Annotated in this window: 18 protein-coding genes; 14 read left to right on the forward strand and 4 right to left on the reverse strand. The window is 54.6% G+C overall.

The features are described from left to right. From repA to G6L01_RS18010, 5 genes are all read left to right on the forward strand, one after another. Entirely contained in the window at positions 1–1,263 is a 1,263-nt protein-coding gene (gene repA, locus G6L01_RS17990) for a plasmid partitioning protein RepA (RefSeq protein ID WP_060716291.1), read from the forward strand. Beyond that, a complete protein-coding gene (gene repB / locus G6L01_RS17995) occupies positions 1,260–2,342 on the forward strand; it encodes a plasmid partitioning protein RepB (RefSeq protein WP_070163365.1) in 1,083 nt (360 codons plus the stop codon). The genes repA and repB overlap by 4 nt, the downstream gene beginning before the upstream one ends. A 60-nt stretch (positions 2,343–2,402) precedes the next feature. Further along, the gene (locus G6L01_RS18000; protein ID WP_139190068.1) at positions 2,403–2,606 is read left to right on the forward strand and encodes a hypothetical protein; all 204 of its coding nucleotides are present in this window, start codon (positions 2,403–2,405) and stop codon (positions 2,604–2,606) included. Positions 2,607–3,291: 685 nt separating this feature from the next. Then, positions 3,292–4,509, forward strand: coding sequence for a plasmid replication protein RepC (gene repC, locus G6L01_RS18005; protein ID WP_081343938.1), 1,218 nt, complete (start codon positions 3,292–3,294; stop codon positions 4,507–4,509). Between the two features lie 282 nt (positions 4,510–4,791). Continuing rightward, positions 4,792–6,345 (forward strand): phospholipase D-like domain-containing protein, encoded by a 1,554-nt coding sequence (locus G6L01_RS18010; protein WP_070163367.1) that lies wholly within the window; start codon positions 4,792–4,794, stop codon positions 6,343–6,345. A 102-nt stretch (positions 6,346–6,447) separates the two neighbouring features. Here G6L01_RS18010 and G6L01_RS18015 read toward each other — a convergent pair whose 3' ends face one another. After that, a complete protein-coding gene (locus G6L01_RS18015) occupies positions 6,448–7,401 on the reverse strand; it encodes a putative bifunctional lysylphosphatidylglycerol flippase/synthetase (RefSeq protein WP_070163368.1) in 954 nt (317 codons plus the stop codon). 64 nt (positions 7,402–7,465) lie between these two features. On the opposite strand from G6L01_RS18015, the gene G6L01_RS18020 reads away from it, so the two are divergent. After that, positions 7,466–8,203 carry an endonuclease/exonuclease/phosphatase family protein gene (locus tag G6L01_RS18020; protein WP_070163369.1) on the forward strand — a complete coding sequence of 246 codons (738 nt, stop codon included), beginning with the start codon at positions 7,466–7,468 and terminating at the stop codon, positions 8,201–8,203. Positions 8,204–8,343: 140 nt separating this feature from the next. Here the strand turns inward: G6L01_RS18020 and G6L01_RS18025 are convergent, their stop codons facing one another. Then, the gene (locus G6L01_RS18025) at positions 8,344–9,168 is read right to left on the reverse strand and encodes a bifunctional allantoicase/(S)-ureidoglycine aminohydrolase (protein WP_070163506.1); all 825 of its coding nucleotides are present in this window, start codon (positions 9,166–9,168) and stop codon (positions 8,344–8,346) included. Between the two features lie 458 nt (positions 9,169–9,626). Between G6L01_RS18025 and G6L01_RS18030 the strand changes: the two genes are divergently transcribed. From G6L01_RS18030 to G6L01_RS18040, 3 genes are read left to right on the forward strand one after another with little or no spacing between them, the layout of a single operon-like run. Continuing rightward, positions 9,627–9,932 carry a hypothetical protein gene (locus G6L01_RS18030; RefSeq protein ID WP_139190069.1) on the forward strand — a complete coding sequence of 102 codons (306 nt, stop codon included), beginning with the start codon at positions 9,627–9,629 and terminating at the stop codon, positions 9,930–9,932. A 52-nt stretch (positions 9,933–9,984) separates the two neighbouring features. Continuing rightward, positions 9,985–10,293 (forward strand): ATPase inhibitor subunit zeta, encoded by a 309-nt coding sequence (locus G6L01_RS28130; RefSeq protein WP_070163370.1) that lies wholly within the window; start codon positions 9,985–9,987, stop codon positions 10,291–10,293. Position 10,294: 1 nt separating this feature from the next. Further along, entirely contained in the window at positions 10,295–10,933 is a 639-nt protein-coding gene (locus G6L01_RS18040; RefSeq protein WP_345799431.1) for an exopolysaccharide biosynthesis protein, read from the forward strand. A gap of 30 nt (positions 10,934–10,963) precedes the next feature. Here the strand turns inward: G6L01_RS18040 and G6L01_RS18045 are convergent, their stop codons facing one another. Then, positions 10,964–11,431 carry an Lrp/AsnC family transcriptional regulator gene (locus G6L01_RS18045; protein ID WP_071205605.1) on the reverse strand — a complete coding sequence of 156 codons (468 nt, stop codon included), beginning with the start codon at positions 11,429–11,431 and terminating at the stop codon, positions 10,964–10,966. 162 nt (positions 11,432–11,593) lie between these two features. Between G6L01_RS18045 and G6L01_RS18050 the strand changes: the two genes are divergently transcribed. The 5 genes from G6L01_RS18050 to G6L01_RS18070 are packed head-to-tail and all read left to right on the forward strand — an operon-like array spanning position 11,594 to position 15,548. After that, positions 11,594–12,373, forward strand: a complete 780-nt coding sequence (locus G6L01_RS18050; protein WP_070163372.1) for an ABC transporter ATP-binding protein — start codon at positions 11,594–11,596, stop codon at positions 12,371–12,373. 44 nt (positions 12,374–12,417) lie between these two features. Next, a complete protein-coding gene (locus G6L01_RS18055) occupies positions 12,418–13,188 on the forward strand; it encodes a transporter substrate-binding domain-containing protein (protein WP_071205607.1) in 771 nt (256 codons plus the stop codon). A 16-nt stretch (positions 13,189–13,204) separates the two neighbouring features. Continuing rightward, positions 13,205–13,927 (forward strand): ABC transporter permease, encoded by a 723-nt coding sequence (locus G6L01_RS18060; RefSeq protein WP_070163373.1) that lies wholly within the window; start codon positions 13,205–13,207, stop codon positions 13,925–13,927. An 8-nt stretch (positions 13,928–13,935) separates the two neighbouring features. Then, on the forward strand, positions 13,936–14,625 hold the full coding sequence (locus G6L01_RS18065) for an ABC transporter permease (RefSeq protein WP_070163374.1): 690 nt from the start codon (positions 13,936–13,938) through the stop codon (positions 14,623–14,625). Between the two features lie 17 nt (positions 14,626–14,642). After that, positions 14,643–15,548: a homocysteine S-methyltransferase family protein gene (locus G6L01_RS18070; RefSeq protein WP_070163375.1), complete on the forward strand. Its 906-nt coding sequence runs from the start codon at positions 14,643–14,645 to the stop codon at positions 15,546–15,548. Positions 15,549–15,557: 9 nt separating this feature from the next. Here G6L01_RS18070 and G6L01_RS18075 read toward each other — a convergent pair whose 3' ends face one another. Next, on the reverse strand, positions 15,558–16,559 hold the full coding sequence (locus G6L01_RS18075) for a FecCD family ABC transporter permease (RefSeq protein ID WP_337692710.1): 1,002 nt from the start codon (positions 16,557–16,559) through the stop codon (positions 15,558–15,560). Between the last annotated feature and the right edge of the window lie 3 nt (positions 16,560–16,562).

A 16,562-nucleotide genomic window follows, 5' to 3' on the forward strand; every position in this document is an offset into this window, starting at 1 on the left:
ATGATCATGGCGGTTGCGTCCAGCACGGCGACTGAACAACAGGAGACGAATTTGCGCCCCGCCGATGAGACCATTGCCGAAGACGCGCGCGCCCTTTCAGCCCAGCTGAAGGCCATGCGGGAGCGTCTGTTTGCCCCAGCGTCGCGCAAAACTCTGCGGACTTTCACGTCCGGTGAGGCGGCGCGTCTCGTCGGAGTCTCGGATGGCTATTTGCGGCAATTGTCGCTTGCCGGTGAAGGGCCTGCGCCCGTCGTTGGGGCAGGGGGGCGTCGCTACTATTCGCTCTCTGATATTGACGCGCTGCGCCATTATCTGGCCGAGCAGGCGATGATAAAAGGCAATGTTTCCAAGGCCCGTTCCTATGTGAAATGGCGTGACGCCGAACGTGGCGAGCATTTGCAGATCATTTCCGTGACAAATTTCAAGGGCGGCTCCGGTAAAACCACCTCGGCCGTTCATCTTGCGCAATATCTGGCCATGACTGGGCACCGGGTACTGGCTGTTGATCTCGATCCGCAGGCGTCGCTGTCTGCATTGTTCGGTTATCAGCCGGAACTCGATCTGGTCGGCAATGATACGATTTATGGCGCCATCCGCTATGACGATGAAGTCAGGCCGTTGCGGGAGATTATCCGCAAGACCTATTTTCACAATCTCGACCTGCTGCCCGGAAACCTGGAATTGCAGGAATTTGAGCATGTGACGCCGCGTGCCTTGGCGGAACGAAAGACGGGCGATGCCAAGAGCCTGTTTTTCGCCCGAGTGCAGAATGCCTTGCACAGCGTGGCGGATGATTATGATGTCGTGGTCATCGACTGCCCGCCGCAGCTTGGATATTTGACATTGTCGGCGCTTTGCGCATCGACATCGGTGATTGTCACCGTGCATCCGCAGATGCTGGATGTGGCGTCCATGAGCCAGTTCCTGTTCATGACATCGGATCTTCTCGGTGTCGTGCGCGAAGCAGGCGGCACACTGAATTTCGACTTTCTACGCTATCTCGTCACCCGGTTTGAGCCGAATGATGGTCCTCAGGCGCAAATTGTCGGTTTTCTGCGGTCGCTGTTCGGGGAACGGGTATTGACCTCGCCGATGGTTAAATCCACGGCAATTTCCGATGCCGGATTGACCAAACAGACGCTTTACGAGGTTGGCCGCGAAAATTTCAGCCGTGGCACGTACGACCGGGCGATTGAAGCGCTGGAATCGGTAAATGCCGAAATCGAACAGTTGATCCACACGGCGTGGGGACGCAAAGAATGATTGGAAAAAACCGAAAAAGCGAGTTGCGCGCGCTGTTTTCCGATCCAGGATCGGGGGCACGTCCAGATACTGCGGAACCCTCTGTTTCGCAACCAACGGTGACCGGCGAACCGCGTAGCGCAGACACTGTTGAAGAACAGAGCCCCGCAGCGCCTGTGGCGCGTGCAGCCTCCGGCGCGATAAAGGCAATGGGATTGACCTTGTCCTCTATCACCAGAGAGGCGGAAGAAGCGCGTGCTTTGCGTCAGGCGATTGATGAGGGCGAAAGGGTCATTTCCCTTGCTACGGATAAGATCGACGCGTCCTTCGTTTCAGATCGCTTGAGTGATGAGGAACGAGATGATCCCGATTTCGTCGCGCTGGTTGCCAGCATGCGCGAGAGTGGCCAGCAGGTTCCGATCCTCGTGCGTCGGCATCCTGTTGATGCCGACCGCTATCAGGTTGCCTATGGTCACCGGCGTTTAAGTGCGGCCAAGCGTCTCGGCATTGCCGTCAAGGCGCTTATCCGGCCCTTGAGCGACGACGAGCTTGTGCTGGCTCAAGGCAAGGAAAATGCCGAGCGACGCAATCTCACCTTCATCGAGCGTGCCTTGTTTGCCAAGGCATTGGCCGATCGTGGGTTTGATCGAAAAGTCATCGGCGAGGCGCTTTCGGTGCAAAAAAGCGAGTTGTCGCGGCTTATCCAGGTGGCAGAGAGTGTCCCTGAGCGCTTTGCTCGCGCCGTTGGCCCAGCTCCGAAGGCAGGACGCGAGAGGTGGATGGCACTTGGCCAATTGCTCTCGAGCGAGCAGGGGCAGGTGAAAGCGGCTGGTTTGGTGTCTACAGACGGATTTCGGATCGCAGCCACCGATGAACGGTTTCAAAAATTATTCGATACTCTGTCCGGCAAGACGCCTGTGGAGCGTCCGGAACCAGAGGACATCAGGGGTCCAGATGGCCGTGTCTTCGCCCGTATCGGACGGCAGGGGCGGCGGCTGAAGATTGAATTTCTGGCGGAAGCCAATCCGGGGTTTGTCGATCAGTTCGAAGCGCGTCTGGCGGCTGCTTACGCTGCCTATTTAGACGGCGAACACGACTGAAATCGGTTTGCATCCGGCTTTTGCTGGGTGCTGTAGACCTGCATTTTGCAGGATTATTGCATGCCACTTAAATCCCAAGGGATTTTAAGAGGACACTACGCAGAGGTTACAACGGGTTATGGCGCGTTGTGTTTTATCGAACGCAAGCGCCGTAAAGTGCAACGAGAAGGAAGCAATACGAGACAAGAAAAAAGGCCCCAAAACGTCACCATTTCGGAAGCCCTCTTCTATGTAGCAATTCAAGAGAATCACTTCTGGCCATAAAAGTCAAGACATGACCGCATATTCGTGGGTCATGATGTATCTTTTTGCGTCTTGATTTTGCGGCGTTGGCAGCAGCGCCAGGCCATAATGGTGCTTAGACAAAATGATGGAATGGTATCGACCACAATGCGGGCGATGCTTGCGGTACCGTGCGTTTTATCAAATGCACATAAGGTGCTGCAAGCTGTAGATCTGCCGTATAATTTACTCCTTAAGTCGGGTCCGATTTAGGGAGTTATGCAATAGATCGACCGTAGCGTAATATGCTGAATTCCAAGGATTTCAGGTAGGAGCCGTGTGGATTCTATAAGGGATAAGATTGGCCTTACATGGCGCTTTATCGCGCAAGAAAGGGTCAATTTTGCTTATACACCCCGTTCGTGGTCGATATTGTGGTGAGTTCACTTGTCTTGGATCCTTGAGATACCAAGCAATGAATTCGTGCGCCCACGGTATCCCTGCGTTTTATCAGTCGGATGCCGTTTCAGGTCAGCCTGCTGCGAAATAGTCTCCCTGCTTGCGTTTAAAGTCAGGAGTTGCGCAGTCGATTGATGGATTGCCGGAAAAGTAAGCGGTCTTAAAGCCATCCTATTCCGGTGATCGTTAACCTGTGCTGTCGGGTTGATTGAGTTTCAGTGTTTGTTATTTGGGCCTGCTTGTCTCCTTGTAGAGGGGACGCGACATTATGGAACGAGCTGCAACAACGCCCTTTGGCGGCGGACGGATGTCCGGTCGCGTCCTGGCGCGACAAGCACGCATTGGCGAACGTCAAGCTGAACTACGGCAAACCGAAGGCGCAAATTCTTCTGGTCGCGCTGACAAATGGCAATTGCTTCGCGCCTTAACAGAAGCGCGTGCTGTCTATGGTCTGGGTGACCGGACTATTTGCCTGCTTGAAGCGCTTGTCAGCTTCACCACCGAGCGCGAGCTGGATGGCCGTGAACCGGTTATCGTCTTTCCATCCAACCGGGAATTGGCTTTTCGAGCAAGAGGAATGGCGCCAGCGACCATACGCAGGCACCTGGCGTGCCTTGTCGATGCAGGCATGATCTTTCGGCGTGATAGCGCCAATGGCAAGCGCTATTGCCGCAGAGACGAAACCGGCGAAGTTGAGGATGCATTTGGCTTCGATCTAGCGCCGTTTGTGCTGAAAGCAGAAGAAATCTACAGCGCAGCCGAAAGCGCCCGTGCTGAAGCCAAGCGGTTCCGTGCGTTGCGTGGGGAAGTCACCGTTCTATCTCGCGACATTTCCAAAATAATTACGCTGGCGCTTGAAGAGGGGCGAGCAGGGGACTGGGAAAGCTATTTGCTTTGCTATCAGTCTTTTTGCAAAACACGCTTAAGAATGAAATTCTGCACTGATATGCAAACGCTGGCAGAAGACCTGCGCGCGCTGTTGTCAAAGGTGGAAAATGATTATCTTTCAAGTCTTTCAGATGAGGAAATGAGCGGCAATGAACGTCAAAATGAGCGGCATCAACAGAATTCAAAATCAGACCTACAACTTGATAAAAACGGCAACGAACATATAACAGCGGAGCGGGCATCACCTCCCCTCGACCAACGGCGATTGGCTGTAAGCCTGAAAAGGTTGAAAACGCTTTGCCCACAAATCAACGATTACGCCAAAGATGGGATTTCCGAATGGAACGACTTGATCAGGGCGGCTGACACTGTGCGGACGATGCTGGGCATTTCCCCAGATGCATGGTTGAAGGCGAAACAAGCAATGGGTGAACAGGCTGCCGCAATTACCGTCGCGGTCATGCTTGAGCGAGCCGAAACAATTCGTTCCGCAGGCGGCTATCTCCGGACGTTGAGTGACAAGGCTGAGCAAGGGCAGTTCAGCGTTTATCCCATGCTTCAAGCGCTGGAGAAAAACCTGCCGCGGAGCAAGTCTTAAAGCTGGGTGGAGCTGAGGAAATTTGACTTGGCTGATGCGACAGGAACTTTGTTTACGTCGCAGCCTTTTCAAGTCTCGGTTTCCTCGACTTGCCCCACGGGCCCTGGAATTTTTCCTCATCGAGGCGGAACAAATATCACTGCAATGCGTTTGTCTATGACGCGAAACCTTATGGTCCTGAAGCGTAAGTAAACAACTCCGACCGTGAAAATGGTCGTACCTATGCAGCAGGCAATTGAAGCGTAATTCGGGTACGCGGTCATCCGGCTGGGATATAGAAATATGCAGGGTTTCGAGAAGGCCATCAGCCATCACCGCATTGGATCCGATCAGGTGATCAGAGTGGGCTATAATGCCTGGAAGACGGGTGTTGCATCTAAGGCGGGATTTCTGATCGATGGTGCGCAATATTTTCGCGCCCTTGCGGATGCCCTGTCACGCGCTCAGGAACAGATATTTATCATCGGTTGGGATTTTAACCCTGACATCCAGCTTATACCCGAAGATCCAGCTTCTCCCACATTAGGTGAGTTCCTCCTTTCGCTTGTCGAAGGCAATAGCCGTCTTTCGATTCACATTCTCGTCTGGGCGATGGGTCCGATTTATTCTGGAAAATCCCTGCGCATGCTCGGGAAAACCGAACTGAAGTCGCATCCGAGGATCGACTTGCGGCTCGATACGAGGCATGCCGTTCGAGGTTCTCATCATCAGAAAATGGTAGTTATCGACGATGCACTGGCATTTATTGGCGGCATCGATCTTACGGCCAAGCGGTGGGATACGCCCGAGCACCGGGCCGATCAACCGTTACGCTGCACGCCGAAAGGCGAACGCTATGAGCCGGTTCACGATGTGCAAATGGCTATTGATGGTGAAGCGGCCGAAGTAGCAGCTGAAATCGCCAGGCGCCGGTGGTGGCAGGCGACAGGTGAAGATCTGGTTCGTGCACGCTGCTATTATCATTCTTTTCCATCAGCTGCACTTTATGTCTTGAGCAATTGTGACATCGCTTTTGCGCGGACCGAACCGGCAATTCGTAGAAGCACATCCGTTCGGGAGACACTTCAACTGACCCTTGACTGCCTTTCACGGGCAGAGAGGCTCATCTATATAGAAAGCCAATATTTTGCATCGAAAGATGTCGCCGATCTTTTGGCGGCTCGATTGAGTGAGCCGGATGGTCCTGAGGTTGTGTTGATTTCGACGCTAAATTCGCATGGATTTCTTGAAAGAAAAGTACTGGGTGAAAATCGTGATAGAATGATCCGTAAGCTTAGACAGGCTGATCGATTTGGTCGGTTTCGTGCTTTCTATCCAGTTGTCCCAGATGAGAGCAGCGATGATAAGTGCGAGGAGGTTCTGGTCCATGCCAAGTTGATTATTATCGATGATGTTTTCATTCGCGTCGGGTCATCGAACTTGAACCAGAGATCGGTGGGCCTTGATACGGAACTTGACGTCGCCATCGAAATGCATAGCGACAAAGAACGTCAGATCTTGGCCGATATGCGAAATGGTCTGCTTGGTGAGCATCTTGGTCTGCCGGGCACAGATTTGGCAAAAGCCCATCACGAATCTGGATCATTGGTGCGCGCGTTGGACCGAGTGAACGTTGGACTGCGTGGGCTGCGATCTTTTCCTGTCGGTGACGAGAACGGCAAAACGAGTTTGCATTTTGCTACGGGCCTTGTTGACCCAAAAGCACCTTGGTGGCCGTTGCAGTTGGTTTCTATTCCATTTTCCCTGCTAAAGAAAATCCGACGCATGGCGATGTCGAAGGCAGGACTGAGCCAGGCCGATGGACAACAGCAGCGTATGTCTGCCAACAACAGTTAAATTATAGTCTTGTGCACACGGAAAGCCCTTGTGATTGGTAAATCACAAGGGCTTTTTCTATGGTGAATCCTATTATTTTTGCGAATGTAGCCTATGACAGCGTCAAAGAGTTGCTGCTTTCACCGTTTCATTTGATGCGGAATTATCCCGGCTTTCCAGGCGCGAATAATACCATTCACTGATGGCAAAGACCGGGATGCCGATTGCCAGGGGTATGAAAAAATACACGACGCGAAACGCGATGAGCGCGCCTATCGAGGCGTCTTTGCCCATGATGAACGAGATGGTCGCTTCCATTACGCCGAGCCCGCCGGGAACATGGGCAACCAGCGCCGAGAGGTTGGCCATGACATAGGCGGTTGTCGTTTCGAAAAAACCAGCGGAAGATCTGGCGAGCCAAAAGAGACAAGCGGCGACTGCAGTAAAATTGGCAATGCCAACTGCGACCTGTGCAAGGGCTATGTGCAATGTTGGCAGTGAGAAACGCCATTTGTATATGCGTATTTCACCGCGCAGCCAGGTTGAGGCCAGGAGATAGATACCAATTGCAGCCAGGCATGCAAATCCAATCAGTCGAGCGGCGAAGTTCCCCATGCCGCCGAGCTTGGCCGCACTCTGCGGAAACAGGGCAAGGCAAATGCCGGCCAATCCTATTAAGCCGATTCCGACGGTTGCGCCGCAAAAGAGAATTACTTTGGCGACTTCCTCGTTTTTCAAGCCCCAGCGCCGGTAATACCGATAGCGAACTGCACCGCTGGACAGCGCCGCCAAGCCGACATTATGTCCGATAGAGAGGCTGACAAAAGACGCGACTGCGGCTTTGCGCCAGGACAAACGAGAACCGGCATAGCGGATGCCAAGATAGTCGAAGCCGGTCAAACAGAGGTAGGACACGGCACAGAAAAATAACGACAGAGCAAAACCTGTCCAAGGGATGGCAGACAATGATGTTTCGATATCGTTGAGAGAAAATTTGCTCAGCGCCCGGTAGCTCAGCCAAAGGGCTATTGCTGTTGCGGCAAGAAAAATGCCATTTAGTAAAATCTTCTTCTGCATCAAACCGTTTCCGAGGTTGCTCTTGGTACAGGGAACGATTTCCCGCCTAAGGTGTTCCCTCGCAATGAGCTCCATATTTCGTCTCCTTACCTACAATATTCATAGCTGTATCGGCACAGACAGAAGACTTGATCCAGCCAGAATTGCCGACGTGATCGCAGCCACCAATGCAGATATTGTTTGCCTTCAGGAAGTGGATGTCGGCCGAAACCGAACGTCAGGAATTGACCAAGCGGAAGTGATCGCTGGCTATCTCACCATGCAATCACATTTTCATTCCGCCTTGAATGTCGCTGAGGAACGATATGGCGATGCACTTTTGACCCGGTTTCCGACCCGGATCATCCAGCAGGGCATGTTGCCATCACGCGGTGAGCAAAGGGGTGCGCTGTTGGTAGAGGTATTGATTGGAGATATTTCGGTTAACGTCTGCGTGACACATTTCGGCCTAAGGGCGGGTGAGCGAGCAGAGCAGGCTAGGGCGATTTTGGGAGGTGAATGGCTTGGACCATTGCTGGAGGCAGATGCTCCCATTGCGGTCGCAGCCGACTTGAACGCTGTGCCGAATTCCAAAGCTTTCAAACTCTTGACGGCAAGATTGGCCGATGCCACGAAAGCTAACCTCAAGTCCGATAATCTCAGTCGGCCGAAGCCGACATTTCCATCTCGGTTTCCATTCCTGCGGCTGGACCACATTCTGACATCAGGTGGATTGAATATCCTTGACGCACGGGTCATCGACACACCTTTGGCACGTCAAGCGTCTGATCATCTGCCGCTCCTTGTTACGATGCAAATTTGACTGCGCGTCGATTAATACTCCATTAGTTCCATAATGTTGATTATCAATTTTAATAATTTGACCAGGTGGGTTCATCCTTGAAATGCGAAGGGATATCCACCCCTCGCATTTCGATTTTCCCAGGCATGAGCTGAGCTCGCTCAAGACCACAAACGGGCGTGCCTGTTGACATCCTTGTATAGCAGATAGCGGAACCTGCCGGGACCGCCAGCGTAGCAGGCTTGTGGGCAGAAGGCGCGCAACCACATGAAGTCACCGGCCTCGACCTCAACCCAGTCGTCGTTCAGTCGATAGACGGCTTTGCCTTCCAGGACATAGAGGCCGTGTTCCATCACATGGGTTTCCATGAACGGAATGATGCCGCCAGGTTGGAAGCTGACGATATTCAGGTGGAAGTCATAGCGGATATCATTTGGATCGATGAACCGGGTCGTCCCCCAGGCGCCGCCGGTGTTCGGCATCATGGCAATCTCATGCTCGTCTTCATGGGTGAAGATTGCTGGTGGTGGCTCCAATCCGTCTACCGGTTGGAATGTCTTGCGAACCCAATGGAATTTTGTCGGAGCATCGCTGGTGTTGAGAACTGTCCACGTCGATCCGGCCGGCAGAAAAGCGAAAGACCCGGCACGAAGATTATGCGCAGCTGAGCCAAGTGTAAGCGTGAACGCACCTTCGACAACAAAAATGGCTGTTTGCGCATTGGCATCCGGTTCCGGTCGCGTGCTGCCCCCTCCCGGTTGGATTTCCATCACGTATTGCGAAAAGGTTTCGGAAAATCCAGTCATGGGTCTGGCGATAATCCAGGCGCGGGTCTTTTCCCAATGCGGAAGAAGACTGGTGACGATGTCGCTCATCACGCCCTTTGGAATGACGGCATAGGCGGTTTTGAAAACGGCCTTGCCAGAAAGCAACTGGGTTTGAGGCGGCAGGCCCCCGTAATTTGTGAAATAGCTGTTCTCGGTCATGCGATGCGGCCTCGGCTTTGCTCCGGATGGTTTCCTTTGTCTTGTATCGCATAAACGCAACAACAGGAATCGCGACGCGCTGCCTTTTTCTTCTGAAAACAGGCTTTGCACGATATAGGTCTTGGATAACTGTCCATTTTCAGACTGAAAATTCCATGAAATCGCCGAATCTGCGCCTTGAAACAGTCGGCTTACGGCGCCATCTTCAGTCCAACCCGTGGTCCGGGCCCCTCTGGCAGCAGCCGCCGGCGCTTCTGCGATGTCGGACCGTTTTCGACACATGCGCCGGCATAGGATTGTAGCCATGGTCTTGGTTTTGCCAGCTGGTTCACGCGCTTATTTTCATTTCAATTGCTTGTCATCGATGGCGATAAACATGTCATACCGCGCCGGGCGTGACTGCCGTTACCGCACCCCCGCCCCTAAGCTTTTGAATATCGTGCGCTAGGAGCAGGGTTGTGTTTACGGAAATCTTTGCGACTCTGATCAGCTTTTTTCTTATCGACCCGATAGAGGCGGATCTTCGCAGTCGCCTGGCGTCGATGAATGCATCGGCAACTACAATAGAACAGGCGCAAACATGCGTGCGAGATTCAGCTCCCAAATTATTACAACAGGCGCTCGATAGCCCAAGCTGGGCTGTGCGTTCTGGCTTACAGATTTCTTTAGGCTGGACTACGCCGGTTGCGGTTGTTTCGGAAATTTCACCGGAGTGTCGGACCGCCCTTTCATTGCTTGGATCTGAGACCGGCGGCGATGTATAGACGATTTGAACAAGGACAAGTTATGACAAAACTTCACGACAGAGGACATGCGATGGTTCAGAGCGTTTCAGGGCCGGATTGGTGCCCAAAGGACGATACCACCTTCACAATCCGTGCCCGTCGGAATGTTCTGGCTGGGTTCTGGGCCGGAGAGCGCCTGGGATTGCGCGGCCAGGATTTGGTGCTTTACGCCCAGGCGCTGCATGTAGAGGATCATCGATTGCCCGGTGATCTCGATCTTGTTGAAAAACTTCATGCAGATTTCGCATCGGCTCAGCTGGCTATCAGCACAGCCGATATTCACGTTGTGTTGCGCTCCTCGCATCAGCAAGCGCTGCGGGATAGCGGTTGTACGGATTAATATGATGATGATGTCTCGACAGCAGGGTCCTGCCGCAAGTGACGACATTGTGCGGGGCTCCGGGTTTCTGCTGGAAGTGCTGGAAACTGCTCGTTTGCGTGGTGGTATTTCCATCGGTGAACTGATCGGTCGGCGGGGTCGAATTGGGATAGCCTTCACCTTGCTGGTGCTTTGCCTGCCGACCCTTGTCCCCCTGCCCGGTCCTTTCGGAATGGTTTTCGGCACCTGCCTGGCATTCGTTGCCGTGCAAATGCTGTATGGCGCAGACCGGATCTGGCTTCCGGACTTCATTGCGCGGCAAACCGTGTCGCTCAAGGTCGTGGAAACAATGGTGCGGCTCGGACGGCCCTGGGTGCTGAAACTCGAGAGCTGGCTGATCGCCGGGCGTCTTCCGTTTCTCACCGGCAAGACGGCACGAATGATCCTGGCGCTGCCGATTCTCGTGCTGGCGGTTCTGATCTCCCTGCCAATTCCTTTTGGCAATACCGCTCCAGCGCTTGCAATTGTTCTTATCGCTATCGCTCTTGCAGAACGAGACGGCCTTGTGGTGATTTTTTCACTCTTCGTTGCCGCTGGTGCCGGTGTCGTGACCTATTATCTTGTCACCGCCGCTGGAAACCTGCTGACCTGGGCGTTTTAGCGGGTCTACCGATGGTGAAGGAGATTACCGCTATTTCGCCATCGGTACGAATAGTCCGAGCTTGATATCCCGCAGCACGACATTGGTATGCATTCGGCGTATTTGCGGGTTTTCGGCCATGATAAGGGCAGCGATATCGTCGTAATGCTCAACGTCACGGGCGGTGATGATTGCAATCAAATCGACCTGACCCGTGACATAGTAAACCTGCTGAATGTGATCCTGCCGTTCCGACCAGGTGCGAAAGCGGGCGAGCGCATCGTAATTGTCGCGCTCGATCTCCATGCCGACGATAAATACCATAGGATGGCCGGTCATTTTGCGGTCAACCACCGCCACTTCGCTTTTGACGATCCCTTCTTCCCGCAGCCGTTTCAGACGTCTTTGGACCGCCGATAGAGAAAGCCCGATCTGTTCGGCAATAATCTCTGCCTTCAGCTGACAATTTCGCTGAATGATATCGATGATCTGGCGATCGAACCGATCCAAATGGTCCATATGGCTGATCCTCCAAGGGTGCGTTTCACGCTCTTTTTCCAGGGATTAACCGCTTTATGCAAGGATTTTCTGCGGTAATTATGCAGTCTGGTTCGAAATTGCGCGCATAAACTGCGCGGATAAGCCATTATTGTGCCAAGCAATTTGAAGACTGGAACCTGTATGACAGATGGCGGCGGTTTCGCCCTTGAGGTGGAAGACATCCACAAGAGCTTCGGCGCGCATGCGGTTCTGAAGGGCCTATCGTTGCGTGCCGCAAAAGGCGACGTTATTTCGATCATTGGGTCCTCCGGGTCTGGAAAAAGCACGTTCCTGCGCTGCATCAACTTCCTGGAAATGCCGGATCGAGGGCGTATCGTTGTCAATGGCGAAGAGATTGCCATCAAGATTGGGCGGCGTGGTGAGCCACGGCCCGCCAGTTGGCGTCAGGTCGAGCGGTTGCGGACCGGACTTGGGATGGTGTTTCAAAATTTCAATCTCTGGGCGCATCGCACAGTTTTGGAGAATGTTATCGAAGCGCCGGTGCATGTGATGGGCGTCAAGCGCGCGGAAGCCATCGAACGTGCCGAAGCGTTGCTGCATAAGGTTGGTCTTTACGATAAGCGCGATGCCTATCCGGCTTTCCTCTCGGGCGGGCAGCAACAACGTGCGGCTATAGCGCGGGCGCTCTGCGTTGAACCTGCCGTCATGTTATTCGATGAGCCAACATCGGCGCTCGATCCGGAATTGGTCGGTGAGGTCCTGAAGGTCATTCGGGATCTGGCCGAGGAAGGCCGCACCATGCTGATCGTCACCCATGAGATGCGCTTTGCCCGCGATGTTTCCAGCCATGTCCTGTTTTTGCATCAGGGCCGGATTGAGGAGCAGGGACCGCCTGAACAGGTCTTCGGCAATCCGTTCAGCGACCGGTGTCGAGAATTTACCGGCGGGATCGGCGCCTGACTGCATCTTTGAAAATTTTGAATTCAACCTGGAGAAAGTTTTCTATGAAATTCTTCCCGCTGCTGTTGGCCAGCGCTGCCTTTGCCTTTTCCGCTTTTTCGGCGCAGGCCGATGTGCGTTTTGGTGTTATGAATGAATCCTATCCGCCCTTCTTCGCCAAGGATGCGAGCGGCAAATGGCAGGGTTGGGAAATTGACCTGATGGACGCTGTTTGCGCTGAGATGAAGGAGAAGTGCTCTATCGTCGAACTGTCCTGGGATGGGTTGATCCCGGCTTTGGGCGCCAAGAAGTTCGACGTGATCTGGTCTTCCATGTCGATTACCGATGAGCGTAAAAAGGTGATCGATTTCACAGATAAATATTACAATACCCCCAGCCGGCTGATCGGTATGAAGGACATGAAGCCTGGCGCCAGCGCTGATGACGTCAAGGGCAAGACCATCGGTATTCAGGTATCCACCATTCAGTCTGAATATTACAAAAAGTATTTTTCCAAGGTTGCCTCGGAAAAGACCTACCAAACGCTGGATGAAGCCTTTCAGGACCTGTCCGCTGGACGGATCGATTACGTCTTCGGCGATTCCATCGTGCTCGACACTTTTGTCAAGAGTGATGCCGGCAAGGATTGCTGCGCCAATATGGGCGATGTCGCCGATGATGCCGCGGTGCTTGGTTCAGGCGTGGGTGGCGGTTTGCGCAAGGACGATACCGCTTTGAAGGCAAAGCTGAATTCGGCGCTGGCCGCTGTCCGGGCCAGCGGCAAATATGATGAGATCACCAAGAAATATTTCGATTTCAACATCTATGGTAAGTAAACGGAAACTTACGTAAATGGCAGTTTCCCCGAGCATATTCGATCTGCTTTCTCCCTATCCCCCCGGATGGGGCGGAACGCTGCTATGGGGTGCCGGGGCAACGCTTATCATTTCGGCGGGGGCTTTTCTGATAGGGCTGGTGATTGGGATTGGCGGGGCTTTGGGCAAGCTGTCTGGCAACCGCCTGCTGCTCGGATTGCTCGATGTCTACACGACAGCGGTGCGCGCCGTGCCGGAACTGATCCTGATCGTCGGTCTTTATTATGCAGGCACCGATGGACTTAACCGACTATTGCAGGCATTTGGCATGCCAATGGTTGAAGTCAATGGATTGATTGCGGCGATTGCGGTTCTGGGTGTGGTCCAAGGTGCTTACATGACTGAAGTGCTCAGGGGGGCTATCCTGGCGATCCCGGTTGGTCAAAGTGAGGCGGCAAAAGCCTTCGGCATGTCGCCGCTTCTGCGGTTTCGTAGGGTTACTTTGCCGGCGCTGCTGCCCAACGCCCTGCCTGGCCTTGCCAATTTGTGGATGGCTGTCACCAAGGATAGCGCGCTTGTTGCCGTTGTCGGCTATCAGGAACTGGCGCTTGCGACCCGGCTGGCGGGGGCGAGTACCAAGCATTATTTCCTGTTTTTCCTGGCTGCCGCCCTGCTCTATCTCGCCATCACTCTCGTTTCCAACCTGTTCTTCAAGCTGATCGAGCGCCGGGTACGGCGTGGTCAGCCGCTGCTGTCCTAGGAGATGTGATGGATTTCTCCTGGATAGGCAATTACTGGCCGTTGCTGCTCACCGGAGCATGGCAAACGCTTGCATTGCTGGTGATTTCGGTCGTTCCCGGATTCGTAATGGCCATTGGCCTCGCCTTTGCGCAGGTCAGCGGCGGACCGGTCGCGCGTGTCCTTGCGCGCGGCTATTCGACGTTTTTTCGTGGTACGCCGCTATTGATTCAGCTCTGGTTGCTTTATTACGGCGTCGGATCATTGCTGCCGATGATCCCGGGCATTCGTCAAAGTCTGATCTGGCCGCTGCTACGGGAAGGATTTTTCTTTGCGGCGGTCAGTTTCACGCTCAATTACGCGGCTTATGAGGCCGAAGTTTTGCGCGGCGCATTGCTGGCCGTGCCTAAGGGCGAACTTGAGGCGGGCCGTGCTTTCGGCATGGGACGCTTCACGCTCATTCGGCGTGTCTGGTTGCCGCGTGCTATCCGCATCGCCCTCCCCACCATTGCCGGGGAAGTGGTCATGCAGTTGAAGGCGACCCCCCTCGCCTTTACCGTGACGGTTATGGATCTCTATGCGGTTGCCTACAAGGTGCGCCAGGATACGCTGCTCGTCTATGAGCCGCTGATCGTCGTTACCCTCTTCTATCTCGCTCTTACCGCGATCATTGCCCGTTGCTTCCGGGTGGTCGAGGCGCAGGTTCCAATCCGGCGATAACCAACAGGACTATATGTATGACAAAGGTTCGTATTCTCGACGGCGGCATGAGCCGTGAACTTCTTCGGCTCGGTGCGGAGTTGAAGCAGCCGGAATGGTCGGCGCTGGCCCTGATTGATGCGCCTGACATCGTTCGCCAGGTGCATGCGGAATTCATTGCGGCGGGTGCGGATGTGGTGACCACCAACAGTTACGCACTGGTGCCGTTTCACATTGGCGAAGAACGGTTTCGGAGTGAAGGCCCGTCGCTGATTGCCTTGTCGGGTGAGTTGGCACGGCAGGCGGCGGATGCCTCGGGTCGAAAGGTGCTCGTGGCCGGGTCTTTGCCACCGATCTTCGGTTCCTATGAGCCGCAGAATTTCGATCCTTCGAGAGTTGATGCCTATCTCAATGTCCTCGTCGCCAACCTTGCGCCCTTCGTCGATGTGTGGCTTGGAGAAACCCTCAGCCTGATCGCCGAAGGCGAAGCCGTTCAAAAAGCGGTTGCAGCAACAGGCAAGCCCTTCTGGATTTCGTTTACACTGGCCGATGAAGCGGGACAGGACGCTGGAGGTCAACCGAAGCTTCGCTCCGGCGAACTGGTTGAGGATGCGGCTCTTTGGGCGGCTGGCTCTGGCGCATCGGCGCTGCTGTTCAATTGCAGCAAGCCGGAAGTGATGAAGGCGGCCGTGGATGTGGCGGCAGCAACATTCCGGGAAAAAGGTGTTTCTCTGGACATCGGTGTCTATGCCAATGCCTTTGAAGGTGAGCAGGGGGAGGCCGCAGCGAATGAAGGCCTGCATGAGACCCGCGCCGACCTGACCGACGATGCCTATTGCCGCTTTGCCTGCGATTGGGCCGATGCGGGTGCGACGATGATTGGCGGGTGCTGCGGCATTGGCGCGGCGCATATACACCAATTGTCCAAGGCTCTGTCTGCGTAGACTAACCGTCTACACCCCGGGTCGGGCCTTGCGCATGATCCAGAGAAAGGCAAGGCATCCGGCGAGACCTGTGACGATGCCAATCGGCATGTCCTCCGGTGCAACGGCCAGTCTTGCCACGAGATCGGCGAGGATCAGCACCAATGCGCCCGTCAGCGCCGAGAGCGGCAGGACGCGGACATTGTCTGATCCTGCCAGTGCTCGCACCATATGGGGAACCATCAGGCCGACAAAGCCGATGGCACCTGAAAAAGCGACCATTGTCCCTGTTATCAGGGCCGAGATCACAAACAGCGTCAGGCGAAACCGAGCGACGGGTACGCCCAGGGTCGCCGCCGTCTCATCGCCCATGGCCAAGGCATTCAGCAAGCGCGCATTGGGCAGGAGATAGCAAAGTCCACCGGCGAGCACGGCGGCGGGGTAAATCAGATGCTGCCATTGGGCAAGGCCGAGCCCACCCAGCATCCAGAAGGTCACGGTTTGGGTGGCGCGGGGATCTCCGAGAAAGACCAGGAGATTGCCGAGCCCGGTAAAGAAAAACCCGACAATCACGCCCGACAGCACCAGCCGGTCGGCCTGAAGGCTGCGGGTCAATCCGGCTACCAGTCCCACCGTGGCGGTGGCGAGCAGCGCCCCGCCAAATGCGAAAAGCGGTACGGTCAGCAGTCCGAAGACCATGCCGGTATGCAGCAAAGCGAGGATTGCACCGAAGGCAGCGCCGGAGGAGACGCCGAGCAGATGCGGATCGGCGAGTGGATTGCGGGTCGCTGGTTGTAGCACCGCCCCGGTTAGCGCCAGCCCAGCCCCGACAAGTCCACCGAGTAGCACGCGTGGAAATCGAACATCCCAGACGATGCTCACTCGCCCCGCTGGCCAATCCACCGTAAAACTGCCCGGGACCAGATGATTGGCAAGGATCTTCCAGACGGTGGCAACAGGAATGGGAGCAGCGCCCAGTGAAATACCGGCACTGACGACGATAAGGATCGTCAGTACCAGCAGGATCGGCACACA

It is taken from the genome of Agrobacterium vitis, from assembly GCF_013337045.2.
Classification (GTDB): Bacteria; Pseudomonadota; Alphaproteobacteria; order Rhizobiales; family Rhizobiaceae; genus Allorhizobium; species Allorhizobium vitis_B.